Raw genomic sequence first — 13,253 nt, 5'->3', positions numbered from 1 at the left:
GGCAACAGGCGACGAGCCAGCCGCAGGCACCGCCATCAGCTGGAACGAACTGCACGCCAGCACCCCATACCCTGACAGCACCAGCTAAAAACCAAACCTAAAACACCACGAAATGGCCTATAACCCACAACAGAAGACAGCACAAACGATGCCCGGATATAGTGAAGCCCCAGTAGCAAGTAACTACCGGGGCTTCACCATATATCTGCTACGACTACCTTTGGCTACTTAGGAAACAGAAAACACACAATTTTTCGAAGATAGCCGAAGGCACCAACTCAGATGTGGAAGTACAGCTCGTACTCCAGCGGGGTCGGGGCGAGGCGAGCCTGATCGATTTCGCCGCGCTTGAGGTCGAGCCAGGTCTCGATGAGATCGTCGGTGAACACGTCACCAGCGGTCAGGAAGTCGTGATCCTCTTCGAGGGCGTTCAGCGCCTCGTCGAGTGAACCCGGAACCTGCTTGATGCCGGCATGCTCTTCGGGCGGAAGCTCGTAGAGATCCTTGTCGACAGGGGCCGGAGGCTCGATGTGGTTGAGGATGCCGTCCAGGCCGGACATCAGCTGCGCCGAGAAGGCGAGGAAGGGGTTCGACGAGGGGTCAGGCGCGCGGAACTCGATGCGCTTGGCGGCGGGGGAAGTGCCGGCCAGCGGGATACGAATGGCGGCCGAACGGTTCCTTGCGGAGTATACCAGATTGACCGGCGCTTCGAAGCCGGGAACCAGGCGGTGGTAGGAGTTGAGCGAGGGGTTGGTGAAGGCCAGCACCGACGAAGCGTGCTTGATCAGACCGCCAACGTACCAACGCGCGATGTCGGAAAGACCGCCGTAGCCCTGCTCGTCGTAAAACAGCGGCTTGCCGTCCTTCCACAGGGACTGATGGCAGTGCATGCCGGTGCCGTTGTCGCCGTTGATGGGCTTAGGCATGAAGGTCGCAGCCTTGCCCGCCAGCGCAGCGGTCTCGTGCACGACGTACTTGTACTTCATCAGATCGTCGCCCGCATGCTGCAGCGTGTTGAAGCGGTAGTTGATCTCCTGCTGGCCTGCGCCAGCGACCTCATGGTGAGAACGCTCGAGAATCAGGCCGACCTTCTGCAGGTTGGCGACCATGTCGTCGCGCAGATCCTGGTTGTGGTCCTGCGGCGGAACGGGGAAGTAGCCGCCCTTGATGCGGTTCTTGAAGCCGATGTTCGGCGTGCCGTCCTCTTCGTACTCGGAGCCGGAGTTCCACGGGGCCTCGATGGAGTCGACCTCGTAGAAGGAACGCTGCATCGTGTTCTCGAAACGCACCTTGTCGAAGATGAAGAATTCAGCTTCGGGGGCGAAGGAGGCGGTGTCGGCGATGCCGGTGGACTTCAGGTAGGCTTCGGCCTTAGCGGCGACCTGACGCGGATCGCGCGAATAGGGCTCGCCGGTGATCGGGTCGACGATGGAGAAGGCCACGTCGAGCGTCTTGTGCTTGCGGAACGGATCGATGAACGCGGTGCTCACATCGGGGATCATGTTCATGTCGGATTCGTTAATCGCTTGGAATCCCTTGATCGATGAACCATCGAAGGGCATGCCGTCGGTGAATGCATCCTTCAGGAATTCGCTGGCCGGCACCGTGAAGTGCTGCTGTACGCCGATCAGATCGGTAAAGCGGATGGAGACATACTCCACGCCTTCCTGATTGATGAGGGCCTCGGCATCGGCCTTAGTTTCAAGTGCAGTCAATGGACCGCTCCTTTCATATGGACTTACAGGTTCCAAGTGTAAAACAGCGGGTTTCCCCGGCTCGCGCGTCAGGTTACGAACATGTTTCGTAATTCGGCAATACGGCTGTTCCGCAAGGAAGAATTTGCTGCGTCAGGTATCAGCGTCCGCGCATGGCGCGTCGGCTGACATGCTGCGGCCGCGTGGGATCGACGCCCTTGGGGATGCCGAAGCCGGACTTCGTCTGCAGCGTGCGCAGACGGTCGTTGAGCATCGCGAGCTCCTCCTTGGTCAGGATGAAGCGGCGGCGAGGATGGATCTTCGCGATGAGCGCGTTCGAGTGATTCGTCGGTTCGTAGCTTTTGCATTTGAGCACGGCCTTGCGCAGATCCTTGAGCTGCACCTGCTTGTCGCCGGTGCCGACGGCGATGCGGTAGACCGGGATGGAGGAACCCGCCGTCACGCCCTTGATGTTGTGCTCCTGGCGATCCATCGCGTGCATCACGCGGCCGTAGTCGCCTTCGCCCAGCAGATAGACGCCGCTGTATCCCGTGCCGCGCCAGATGGCGTCCTTGGTCTTGGGATCCATCCACACCGGCTCCTCAGGGAAGCTGTAGCCGGCCTTGTTGATGTTGCTCAGCACGCTGACGGCTGCGCCAGGACGGCCCTCGATGCGCTTGTAGCCGACTTTGTCGGCGCGGTTGGTCAGCAGGATCGTAAACAGCAGCACGCCGAGCATCGCGGCGGTGATCATGAGCAGGATCCAGAGGAACACGGACCAGTGCATGAACACGCCCACTACGGCGAACACCACCAGCGGCAGCAGGAAGGCTCCTGCGAGCAGCCAGGGCAGCGGCTTGTCTTCCGGAGCCGTGTACCGATATATCTGGATGATCTGCTTGACGATGTTCGGCTTCTTGCCCGCCTTCGAGTCCTTCTGAGCCATCTGCTTCCTCACTTGCTGTTGCATGCTGTTGAATTTTGCCGTTATACGTTGAATCTGCCCCTGTAATGGGCATACCGACCCCACAGTTTAGCAGCAGGCTCGCCGAACTTCGCCTAACGCGTGTGCAGCGGTCGGCCGTCCGCCTTGAGCAGTGCCTCGCCGAAGGTCTCGCTGAACGTGGGATGAGGATGGATAAGACGCGCTGCATCGCTCAGCGGCACGCGATTGCCGACCAGCTGCTCGGCTTCGGCGATGAGATCGCTGGCGTTGGGTGCGACGATATGTGCGCCGAGCACGACGCGACGGCCCGGCTCTGTTGCGTGTTCACCGCTGATCAGGCTCATGGAGCCCGAGGAGCCGCTCATGAGCATGCGGGCGTTGGACATCATCGGGAATACCGTCTCCTCGACGTTTGCCAGATCGTCGCGGCTGCTGGCCTGATTGAGCGTGCAGCCGACCGATGCGGCTTCGGGGGAGGAGAAGACGACCCTGGCGACCGTATCGTCGTTCACTGGTTTGGGATTCAGCCCGGCGATGCTTTCCGCGATGACGATGCCTTGTTCGAAGGCCCTATTGGCCAGCGCATCGCCTTCGGTGATGTCGCCGGCGGCCCAGATGCCTGGAACACCGGTGCGCCCGAGCTCATCGGTATGCACGAAGCCGGCGTCCGTCAGCTCGATATGGCTGCCCTCGAGCCAGGCGGCCTGCGTGTTGGGTTCGCGGCCGATCGCGGCCATGGCGACCTCGCCGAAGGCGGTGGACTCGCCATCGTGCCCTTCCTGCGTGTAGTGCACGGTCGCGCCGAGGTTCACGCCGACATCGACGGATGTGACTGCGCTATGCGTGACGATGTTGATGCCGCGGCGTTTGAGCTCGCGGGTCAGCGTCAGTCCGGTGCGGCGGTTCCATGCGGAAAGCACTCGGTCCTTGCGGATCAGCAGCGTGACGGCGCATCCGCCCGCATTCCACAGCGAGGCGAACTCGACCGCAATTGCCCCGGAGCCGATGATCACGGCGCTGGCGGGCACGCGAATGAGCGACAGCGCGTGCGTGGAGTCGATTAGGGCTCCTGAGAAGTCGTGCTGCGGCAGTGTCTTGGGCCGCGATCCGGTCGCTAGGACGATGTTTGCGGCCTGCACGTTCACCGACTGTCCTATGTCCTCGCCGACGCCGGCTCGTACAAAGCGCCTGACCTGCGTTTCCGGCTCGCTTGGCGTGACTTGGATGATGCGCCCGGGCGCATCGGTTATCGCCGCGTCGCCGCGCAGGACGGTCACGCCGCGATGCGCGAGCAGCCCTGCCAGTCCGGAGGTCATGGTGTCGACCATGCGATTCTTATAGGCGAGCAGGGTGCCGAAGTCGACGCTGTTGATCGTCGCGTCGATGCCGACTTCATGGGCCTGGTGAATGGTGTCCATGGTGCGGGATGCGGTAATCAAGGCCTTTGAGGGTATGCATCCGCGGTTCAGGCAGGTGCCGCCCAGCGTTTCGTCGCGCTCGATCAGGATGACGGACTTGCCCAGCTGCGCGGCGCGCAATGCGGTGGCGTAGCCTCCTGGGCCTGCGCCGATGATGGCGATGTCGACCTGCAAGGTGGCGTTGATGCCGGTACCGGTGTCGTTGGTGACATCGTTGCTGCTGCCAGTATTGGTGTTGATAGTGTTTTCGGTCATGGAATTCGATCCTGTCCAGGATGCGGATGTCACTGTGATGCCGCTGTGATGTCGCTGCGGTGTCACAGTGATTGTTACTTCGGCCAGTGCCCGCGCTTGGGGTAGCGCGGCTTCGGCAGCCGCCAGCGGCGTAGCTGGATGGCGCGGCTCCACGCATACGATGCGGAGCGCGAGCCCTTGCCGACGGCGGCTTCGCCGTACTTCTCGACCAGTAGCTTGCGCAGCTTGCGCCACATGAAGGCCACGTCGATGACGGCTATGAGCAGATACACGTACATGAGCATCAGGAAGGGGTTGGCCAGGGCGGGCCATTTGATGGACATGACCATGGTGACCAGCAGAATGACGAAGGTCGCGGGGATGAAGAACTCGCCGATATTGAAGCGGGCGTCCACGTAGTCGCGGATGTACACGCGCCACGGCAGCCGCTCGGCCTTGGGCATATGCGCGACATCGCCGGAACGCATCGCGTCGTATTCGGCATTCTCCTTGGCGCGCGTGCGCGTCTTGGCTTCCTTGGTCGCGGCCTTGCGATCTTTGGGAACCAACGGGCGTAGATTCTGCTGTTCGGCCTGCTTGCGTTTGGGGGTCGGCCGGCCTTTTCCTGTGCTTTGGAAAGGCTCCTGAACGGTCGTTTGCGCCGTTTCTTCGTCGACGTGTTTACTGAAGGGGTTCCATGTCATGCTTGCAGATTACGGTGACGCCTAGACGCCTGCAGGGCGCGGAAAACAATGGGAAATAATGCGATTGACTGTGCCTTGAACTATGCCTTGATTGCGCCTCGACTGCGCGTTCGCGGGCCTTTCACAGCGGCAGTCGGCTTGGAGTGCAGGCGGGCCATCGTCGCGCGGCGACATGGTACCGCGACCTGACTATGACTTGGCTACGACCGTGGAATAATGGCAGTCATATGCATATATAACGGTAATCAGCAAACCAGGAATGGTATCGAATATAGTGCGGTGCCGAATAGATTGGTACTGAATAATTGATACTGAGGTAACGGAGATAAGGAGCATCATGGCGGTTTTGGGTCTTGACGAGGTGCGTGCGCGGGCGGATGAGGACTTCGCACGCGTCGTGGATGTGCTATCGAAGAAGATTGCGTTCAAGTCGGTGTCCGCGCAGGGCATCACCGGCGAGCATATGCACCGCTCCGCCGAGTTCGTGGCGCAGGAGCTGCGCAAGGTCGGCGTGGAGACCCGAGTGGTGCAATCGAGCAATCCCGATGGCACGCCTGGCGCCTATGAGGTCGTCGGCTCGAAGATCGTGAACGCCGATGCTCCGACTGTATTGCTCTATGCGCACCATGACGTGCAGCCGGTGCCCGACCCATCCGCATGGGATACGGAGCCGTTTGTGGCGACTGAGGCGGACGGGCGGCTCTACGGTCGTGGCTCGTGCGACGATGGCGGCGGCATCGCGATTCACTCCGGCGCGCTAGCCATACTCGGCAGTGATCTCAACGTCAATATCAAGGTGTTCATCGAGGGCGAGGAGGAGATGGGTTCGCCCAGTTTCATCCCGTTCATCGAAGCGCACCGCGACGAATTCGATTCCGATGTGATTATCGTGGCCGATTCGGGCAACTGGTCGCCCGACATCCCCAGCCTGACGACCAGTCTGCGCGGCAACACGAGCGTGGACGTGACATTGAGGGTGCTGCGGCATCCGGTGCATTCCGGGCAGTACGGCGGGCCTGTGCTCGATGCGAACACGCTTGGGGCGATGCTCGTGGCTTCGATGTACGACGAGCATGGCGAGCTGGCCATACCGGGTCTGCAATCCGGAGAGCCGATTGGCGGATTGCAGCGCGATCTCGATGAGGCCAGCTTGCGCGAAGACGCATCGGTTGTCGATTCCTATGAGTTTGCCGGCACCGGGCCACTGGCATCGCGCATCTGGAGCAAGCCGAGCGTGACGGTTATCGGCTGGGACGCACAGCCGGTGGATACATCCTTCAATGTGATTGCCGACGCGACCCGCATCCGGCTCTCCCTGCGCACGGCGCCCGGTCAGCGGCCCGACGAGGCGCAGCACGCTCTGAGCGATTTTCTGCTTGCCCATGCGCCGCTCGGTGCCGAAGCGCACATCACGCCGTTGGATAGCGGCATGGGCTGGGCCATGGATCCGAACGCCGAAGCCACCAAGGACGCGATCGAGGCGATGAGGCAGGCCTTCGGCACCGACCCGATCAACAAGGGCGAAGGCGGCTCGATACCCTTCATCCCCGAGCTGCAGCGACTCTTCCCCAAGGCGCAGGTACTGGTCACCGGCCCGGAGGACCCGAAATCGAATGCGCACAGCCCCAACGAATCGATCAGCCTCGCCATCCTGCGCAACGGCATCGTCGCCGAGGCGCTGCTGCTGGACAAGCTCGGGCAATGATTAGATGGCGGGCGGTCGAAGTTAGCTAGAATCTAGCGGCTCCCAGTGAGGCCCGCTGATTCCTGCTGGTCATATTGCTGCATTTCAACGGCTTCAAACGCGGCACTATGTCCGGCAGACAATATGTGACACCCCTTGCGGATGACGCTGGGAGGCTCTATACTGCTGAACTGACACGGGGGCTGTGGCCTGAACGAGTATGTGAAGGCCGTGGCTGAGATGAGGGCGACCTCGACCGATTGAACGTGAGTCCGGACAATGCCGGCGCACGGACGTCTCTCTTTACCCGTGCCTTGCAACCGCACGCCGAAAGCCGGCCGTGCGCGAGAGAAAGGCACATCATGAGTTCAACGCAATCAGCAGCCAAGTCACGGCCGAATCTGCAATGGCGCGTCGTCGATATCGCCGTCGCTTCGGCGATTGGCGTCGCCAGCGCCTTCATCTATTGGGTTGCGGCGCTGCTCTATACGCCGATCGGCGGCCCGCTTGAGGTGCTGCTGCCCGGGCTTTCCGGCCTGATGAACGGGCTGTGGCTGTTCGCAGGCCCGCTGGCGGCCGTCATCGTGCGCAAGCCCGGTGCCGCCATCTACGCCGAAGTCGTCGCCGCGGTCCTGGAAGCCCTCGTGGGCAATCAGTGGGGCGGCGCGGAGACCTTCCTTATCGGCCTGGTGCAGGGCATCGGTGCCGAACTCGTATTCCTGTTCGTCGCGTATCGCGTGTGGAACGTGCTTACGCTGACATTGTCAGGAATCGTTTCGGCGGTCGGATGCTGGGGATACACCTTCCTGACGCATCTGCAGGGCTTCGATATGACCGGCGCATACGGGCTGTGGTATCTCGTGGCCACCGTCATCTCCGGCGCGCTCGTCGCCGGAGTGCTGATGTGGTACCTGTATGTCGGCATCGCGAAAACCGGCGCGCTTGACCGCTTCGCCTCAGGGCGCGAAGTGCGTGGCGCACGTGCCTGAAACGTGTCTGAAACGCGGGTGTTCGGCTGAAAACCGCTGAATACCCGGCTGTCATATTCAATTCGATATTCATACCCGTCAGTTTTGCCGCTTCTGGATTGTGTAAGGAACATACCGTGCCTGAAGAACGACCCGCTCAGTCAGCCCTAGCGCCGGGCGTCGCCTCCCCGTCCCTGTCGGACAGCGCCACGCTGCGCTTCGAGCATTGGGGGTACCAGCACTCCTCGCGCCGGCATTTCGCCGTGCGCGGCCTCGATATGACCATTGAGGCAGGGCAGCGGGTGCTGCTGCTGGGCGCGTCAGGCATCGGCAAATCCACGATTCTCGAAGGCGCGGCCGGGTTGCTCGGCGGTGACGAGGCGGATATGGAGGCCGGTAGCTCCGAGACCGGCTCCGACCCGGAGCCCAGTGCTGGCGCTGACGCTGATGCACAGGGCGGCGTGCCAACCTGGGTCGACGCCGAAGGCGGCACGAGCGAAGGGCGCGTGCTGGTGGATGGCGTGCCCATCCAGCGCTCGCGCGGGCGCGTCGGGCTGGTGTTGCAGGACCCTGACGCTCAGGTGATTTTCGAGCGGCTCGGCGATAACGTCGCCTTCGGGCCTGAAAACATGGATGTTGAACGCGACGAGATCTGGCGGCGCGTAGAGCATAGCCTGGCGGCTGTGGGCTTGGAAGGTCTGCAAGTGCATCGTCCTACGCTGCACTTGAGCGGCGGGCAGATGCAGCGTCTCGCCCTGGCTGGGGCCTTGGCTATGCGGCCCGGGGTGCTGCTATTGGACGAGCCTACGGCCAATCTCGACCCGGATGGGGTGCAGCAGATCGTGGGAGCGGTAGGCGATGTGCTGCGCGCGCAAGGGTGCACGATGATGCTTGTGGAGCATCGCGCCGAGCCGTGGATCGATCTGATCGACCGCGTGATTGTGCTCGGGCTGGAAGATGGCACGTCCGGTGGGGAAAATCGCGATGAGGAAAATACCGGGGAAGTCACAGGAGAATCATCGAACGGGCAGACGCACGCTTCGAACGAGGCGCAGGGGAGCGCCCATCCGGTCTTTCGCAGAACCGTGATCGTGGCCGACGGCTCGCCGGATGACGTGTTCGGCGATTCCTCCATTGATTTCGCAAGTCTCGGCATTTGGGTGCCTCAGCGGTATCGCCGCTTGCAGGATGCCATCACGCGGATGCACAGCGACGATGAACCCTCGTATGCTCCCGAAACCGGCAGCGGCGAAGCGCTGCTGTCCACGCAAGACCTTGCAATCGGGCGCGGGGGTAGAGCTATCGCAAGCGACATCAAGCTGGATTTCTACCCCGGGCAGATCATCGCGCTCGTTGGCGCGAACGGGGCTGGCAAGTCCACGTTGTCATTGACCTTGGCGGGCCTGCTCGACCCTGTCGACGGCCGCGTGGTCGCCTCGTGCGCTCTGCAGGGCGATGCCGCCCACGATTCGCCGCAGGACTGGCGTTCGACCGAGCTTGCCTCCCGCATCTCCTACGTGTTCCAGAATCCCGAGCACCAGTTCGCGCGAGGGAGCGTACTCGACGAGGTCATGCTCGGCCCGCTGCGCACCGGCGCAGATGAGGAGGCTGCGAGGAAAATTGCTTTGGAGCTGTTGGAACGCTTTGCGCTGCGCCAGTATGCCGCAGTGAACCCCTACACGCTTTCGGGCGGAGAGAAACGCCGTCTCACCGTCGCCGCCTCGCTCGCGGCCGCGCCCCGTGTGCTGATACTCGACGAGCCGACCTTCGGGCAGGACCGGCGCACCTGGATGCAGATCGTCAGGCTGATTCATGGGCTGCGCGGCGACGGGGTCAGCATCATCGTCGTGACGCACGACCGCGAGCTGGTCACGGCCCTCGGAGCGCGCATCGTGGAGCTGACGCCGCAGGGTGCGTCCGGCGAATGGCACCATGGGCCGAGCGCAGAGGCAGCTGAACGTCGTACGCTGTCTGCTTCGCAGAATGACGGGCAACAGCACAGCGTTATGCAACACAGTGCCGTGCAGCAAGACACAGTGTTGCACTGCGTTGCGCAACACGATGCTGTACATCAAGGCGCAATGCAGCACCGTACCGCGCAAGTTGACGCGAAACAGGCCAATGCCGCTCGCATCGCCGTCAGCCCCGTGAACACGCGCGACGAGGAGCCGCGGGCTGCGAGCCATTCGCCGCTGCTGGCCTCGCTGAATCCATCCTTCCGTCTCTTCGGCGGCTTTCTGGCCTCGCTGCCGATGATGATTTCGCTTGACTGGGTGTCGGCCACAACTGCGCTGTGCCTCGAATTGGTGGCGCTGATGGCTATCGGCTTCACGCCGTGGAGGGTCGTGCGCTCGACATGGCCGATTTTCATTGGCGCGCCGGGCTCGGCTATGGCGGTGCTGCTGTACGGCAAAAGCGGCGGCGAGGTGTGGTGGCAGTGGGGCATGATCAACATCACCGATCGTTCCGCTGAGCTGGCAATCGCCACCGGCATCCGTATTCTCGCCGTCGGCATCCCCGCAATCATTGCGGTGCTGGGCATCGATGCGACCGATTTGGCCGACTCCTTCAGCCAGAATCTGCATCTGCCCGACCGCTTCGTCTACGGCGGCTTGGCCGGCATGCGCCTCTTCTCGGTGCTGCGCGACGACTGGGCCGCACTCAGCGCCTCGCGCCGCTCACGCGGGCTCGGGGACGAAAACAGACTCAAGGCCTTCTTCCCGCAGGCCTTCGCATTGCTGGTGCTCTCAATCCGCCGCTCCACGATGCTCGCCACTGCGATGCAGGCCCGCGGCTTCGGCGGAACTGAACCGCGCAGCCACGCCCGCACCGCCCCGGTGCATGGCCGTGACTACGTGTTTCTCATCGCCTGCTTCGCTGTACCGGTTATCGCGCTGAGCGTCGCGGGCATCTCCGGCACCTTCGCGTTCTTCGGCGGCTGAGCCGCATTCAGGATTGCTGACCGGTGCGGGGAACGGCTGATACGGTATCGTGGCGGCGCTGTGTTGGCTGGCGCTGCACTGATTTGCGCTGTGCCGATCCACGCTGTGCTGTTCCTCGCTGGGACGCGCGCCGCAACGGTGCCAGCGCGAACACTTCATCGCAGTCCGAAGCCACATCAGGGCTGTGCGTGACGATGATGACGCAGCGGCCCTGATCATGTGCCAGTGAGCGGAAGATGTCCATGATGTCCGCCTGCGTGGCCAGATCGAGATTGCCGGTGGGCTCGTCGGCGACAAGAATCTGCGGGTCATAGCTGAAAGCCCGCGCGATGGCTACGCGCTGCTGCTCGCCGCCGGACAGATGCAGCACCCGCTCATTGGCATACTCCTCGGGCAGATGCACCTGGGCCAGGAGTTCCAGCGCTCGCTGACGTTTCGGTGCGTCGAAGCGCTTGCCCGAGGCGTCCATCGACAGCATGATGTTCTCAGCGGCGCTCAGCGCAGGCAGCAGATTGAAGCTCTGGAAGATGACGCCGATATCGTGGCTGCGGAACCGGTAGCGGTCGAGCTTCGCCAAGTCCTGCCCTTGGTAGAGCACCTGGCCCTGCGTGGGGTTGGCGAGTCCTGAGATAAGCGACAGCATTGTGGTCTTGCCGGCGCCCGACGGCCCGGTGATTGCGTAGGCCTTGCCGGCAGCAAAACGGTGGCTGATATGGTCGAGCACATGCTTGCCGCCCTTGGTGTAGGCATAGCTCACGTCTTTCAATTCGAGAACAGGTTCGCTGTGCGCCTTGGGATTGTCGGGGGTTTCGATGCCTCCCTGCTTGGGTGTGTTGTCAGTATTGTCGTTGGTATGCGTGCTGTTGATGTCGTTCGTGGTCATGATGCTCCTTCACATAAAACATAAAAACGGATATAAAATGCGGTGATTGCCGGTCAGGGCGCATGCAGCTACGACCGGTCGGCCAGTATCTGCAGCGGTTCGTAGCGCATGATGACCACGACTGCGGCCAATGAGGACACTACGGTCAGTGCCAGTCCGATCAGCACGAGTTCGCCGACGACGGATATGCTGACTGTGGAATTGATCGAGGAGATATAGCTGGTGGTTTTGCCAAGCGCCGAGGCACGCCCTGCCGCAAAGCCTCCGCCCATCGCCGGTGCTGGCGCGCCTTGGCCTTGGCTGCCGGACTGCATGCCGCCGCCTTGCATGCCGCGCCCGAACTGCGCCGCCTGACTGGCCTGCTGGCTCTGCTGCGCGGCCACTTGACCGGCCAGCAGATGATTGGAAACCGGCACCGATGCGATTGAACCTGCCGCAGCGCCAATCGCGAGACCGATCATGGTGACGATGAGCAGCTCGAAAACGAACTGCGCGGCCACTTTGGCCTTGCGTATGCCAATGGCGGTGAGCACGCCCACCTCGTATTTGCGCTCGCGGATGTTGAACACATTGAGCGCGATCAGCACTGCGCCGCCGACGCCGAGCACGATAAGCAGCAGGGTCAGGGCGAATTTCGCGAGGTTGTCGAGCGGCACCAGACTGGCTTCGTATTGCGTGATGTCAGGGGACGACACCGTGTAGTCGCTGGACAGCCCCGCCGCCTTGACATCCTTGGCGAAGGTCTCGTACGCTGCCTTGCTGGCCACGACATAGGTGAAGTCCAGTTGTGAGCCGCCGTTGGTGCTGTTGCCGCTCAGCCCTAGGGAGTCGAGCGTCGAGAACGACGTGTAGATGGCGTTGTCGGGGTTGGAGGCGTTGCCCATGCCTCCCGGCGCGCTGCTTGTGGAGCCGGTGTTCGCGTAGATGCCCACGATGGTCAGTTTGTAGGTTTTGGTGGAATCCGTCGTATTCGCAGCCGTTACAGTATCGCCGACCTTGAGGTTGTTGAATTGCGCAAGCGCCTTCGAAATGATGATCTGGCCGTTGGCGGTCTTGTCGTAGCCGAAGACCTTGCCCGAACTCATCGTGAACTTGCCGTTTGCCGCATTGGCTACAGCGGCGTCGGAGGAGAATCCGGTGAGCTTGAAATCACCGGAATCCATGCCTCTGCCGCCCATCGGCCCGCCTGCGCCATACCCTTGCGAGCTCTGGGACGAGCCCGAGGAGCCTTGCGAGCCGGACTGGCCTGAGGTAGTGGAATCCGACGTGGAGCCAGACGTGGAACTCGAGCTGGTGGAGACCGGCTGGAATCCGGTGGTGGCGGACAATCCTGCCGACTGCGAGTAATACGTGGACTTCACCGCTGTTGAGGTTTTCGCATATTTCTGATAATCCGTCAGACTCAGTTCCTTGCCTGCCAGACTTTGACGAAGTGCCTGGAAATCAGGCTGCGTGCCATTGGCGCTTTGCTTCTGGGCGGCGGCCATAAGCTTGCTGCGGTCCAGCGAGATCTGCGCCGTCACCGTCGTATTCGCCAGTCCCGTCGCCCGTGCGCTCTGCGCAGCCTGCCGGATCGAGAGTCCGATGGCGGCAGCGGCGGCGATAATCGCGACAATGACCATGACGAGCAGGTTGCGCCCTTTGTTGCGGATCACGTTTTTCCATGCGTTGGCAATCATGAACATATGTACCCTTTGGTTGTGGTGGGATGCGGCTGCAGCAGCTGCGGCAACCGTCATGATTCATACAAGACCGGTTTGTTGGCAAAACGCTTCGCTTT

Annotated in this window: 9 protein-coding genes; 3 read left to right on the top strand and 6 right to left on the bottom strand. The window is 62.1% G+C overall.

What is annotated here, in order from left to right:
• Positions 1–278: 278 nt before the first annotated feature.
• The 4 genes from glnA to DDF78_RS10980 all read right to left on the bottom strand — a co-directional run bounded on the left by glnA (position 279) and on the right by DDF78_RS10980 (position 4,996).
• Complete coding sequence (gene glnA / locus DDF78_RS10995; RefSeq protein WP_152581725.1) at positions 279–1,715, bottom strand: type I glutamate--ammonia ligase; 1,437 nt, start codon at positions 1,713–1,715, stop codon at positions 279–281.
• A 139-nt stretch (positions 1,716–1,854) separates the two neighbouring features.
• On the bottom strand, positions 1,855–2,640 hold the full coding sequence (locus DDF78_RS10990; protein WP_152581726.1) for a DUF4191 domain-containing protein: 786 nt from the start codon (positions 2,638–2,640) through the stop codon (positions 1,855–1,857).
• A gap of 113 nt (positions 2,641–2,753) precedes the next feature.
• Positions 2,754–4,313 (bottom strand): dihydrolipoyl dehydrogenase family protein, encoded by a 1,560-nt coding sequence (locus tag DDF78_RS10985; RefSeq protein WP_152581727.1) that lies wholly within the window; start codon positions 4,311–4,313, stop codon positions 2,754–2,756.
• 74 nt (positions 4,314–4,387) lie between these two features.
• Positions 4,388–4,996 carry a DUF3043 domain-containing protein gene (locus DDF78_RS10980; RefSeq protein ID WP_152581728.1) on the bottom strand — a complete coding sequence of 203 codons (609 nt, stop codon included), beginning with the start codon at positions 4,994–4,996 and terminating at the stop codon, positions 4,388–4,390.
• Between the two features lie 337 nt (positions 4,997–5,333).
• Here DDF78_RS10980 and DDF78_RS10975 point away from each other — a divergent pair, with 337 nt between their 5' ends.
• The 3 genes from DDF78_RS10975 to DDF78_RS10965 all read left to right on the top strand — a co-directional run bounded on the left by DDF78_RS10975 (position 5,334) and on the right by DDF78_RS10965 (position 10,590).
• Positions 5,334–6,701, top strand: a complete 1,368-nt coding sequence (locus DDF78_RS10975; RefSeq protein WP_152581729.1) for a dipeptidase — start codon at positions 5,334–5,336, stop codon at positions 6,699–6,701.
• Positions 6,702–7,042: 341 nt separating this feature from the next.
• Positions 7,043–7,669 carry an ECF transporter S component gene (locus DDF78_RS10970; protein ID WP_152581730.1) on the top strand — a complete coding sequence of 209 codons (627 nt, stop codon included), beginning with the start codon at positions 7,043–7,045 and terminating at the stop codon, positions 7,667–7,669.
• A 173-nt stretch (positions 7,670–7,842) separates the two neighbouring features.
• Complete coding sequence (locus DDF78_RS10965) at positions 7,843–10,590, top strand: ATP-binding cassette domain-containing protein (RefSeq protein WP_237564661.1); 2,748 nt, start codon at positions 7,843–7,845, stop codon at positions 10,588–10,590.
• A gap of 7 nt (positions 10,591–10,597) precedes the next feature.
• Here DDF78_RS10965 and DDF78_RS10960 read toward each other — a convergent pair whose 3' ends face one another.
• Positions 10,598–11,473, bottom strand: coding sequence for an ABC transporter ATP-binding protein (locus tag DDF78_RS10960; RefSeq protein WP_152581731.1), 876 nt, complete (start codon positions 11,471–11,473; stop codon positions 10,598–10,600).
• Positions 11,474–11,541: 68 nt separating this feature from the next.
• A complete protein-coding gene (locus DDF78_RS10955; RefSeq protein WP_152581732.1) occupies positions 11,542–13,158 on the bottom strand; it encodes an ABC transporter permease in 1,617 nt (538 codons plus the stop codon).
• Positions 13,159–13,253 lie beyond the last annotated feature (95 nt).

The sequence above is a fragment of the Bifidobacterium tibiigranuli genome, from assembly GCF_009371885.1.
Lineage (GTDB): Bacteria > Actinomycetota > Actinomycetes > Actinomycetales > Bifidobacteriaceae > Bifidobacterium > Bifidobacterium tibiigranuli.
This window is presented reverse-complemented; position numbering and strand designations above follow the sequence as displayed.

Excerpts from the sequence above, each read along its gene's own strand:
- DDF78_RS10955 (WP_152581732.1), bottom strand. The coding sequence starts at position 13,158 with ATGTTCATGATTGCCAACGCATGGAAAAACGTGATCCGCAACAAAGGG.
- DDF78_RS10960 (WP_152581731.1), bottom strand. The coding sequence starts at position 11,473 with ATGACCACGAACGACATCAACAGCACGCATACCAACGACAATACTGAC.
- DDF78_RS10990 (WP_152581726.1), bottom strand. The coding sequence starts at position 2,640 with ATGGCTCAGAAGGACTCGAAGGCGGGCAAGAAGCCGAACATCGTCAAG.
- DDF78_RS10975 (WP_152581729.1), top strand. The coding sequence starts at position 5,334 with ATGGCGGTTTTGGGTCTTGACGAGGTGCGTGCGCGGGCGGATGAGGAC.
- DDF78_RS10970 (WP_152581730.1), top strand. The coding sequence starts at position 7,043 with ATGAGTTCAACGCAATCAGCAGCCAAGTCACGGCCGAATCTGCAATGG.
- DDF78_RS10985 (WP_152581727.1), bottom strand. The coding sequence starts at position 4,313 with ATGACCGAAAACACTATCAACACCAATACTGGCAGCAGCAACGATGTC.
- DDF78_RS10980 (WP_152581728.1), bottom strand. The coding sequence starts at position 4,996 with ATGACATGGAACCCCTTCAGTAAACACGTCGACGAAGAAACGGCGCAA.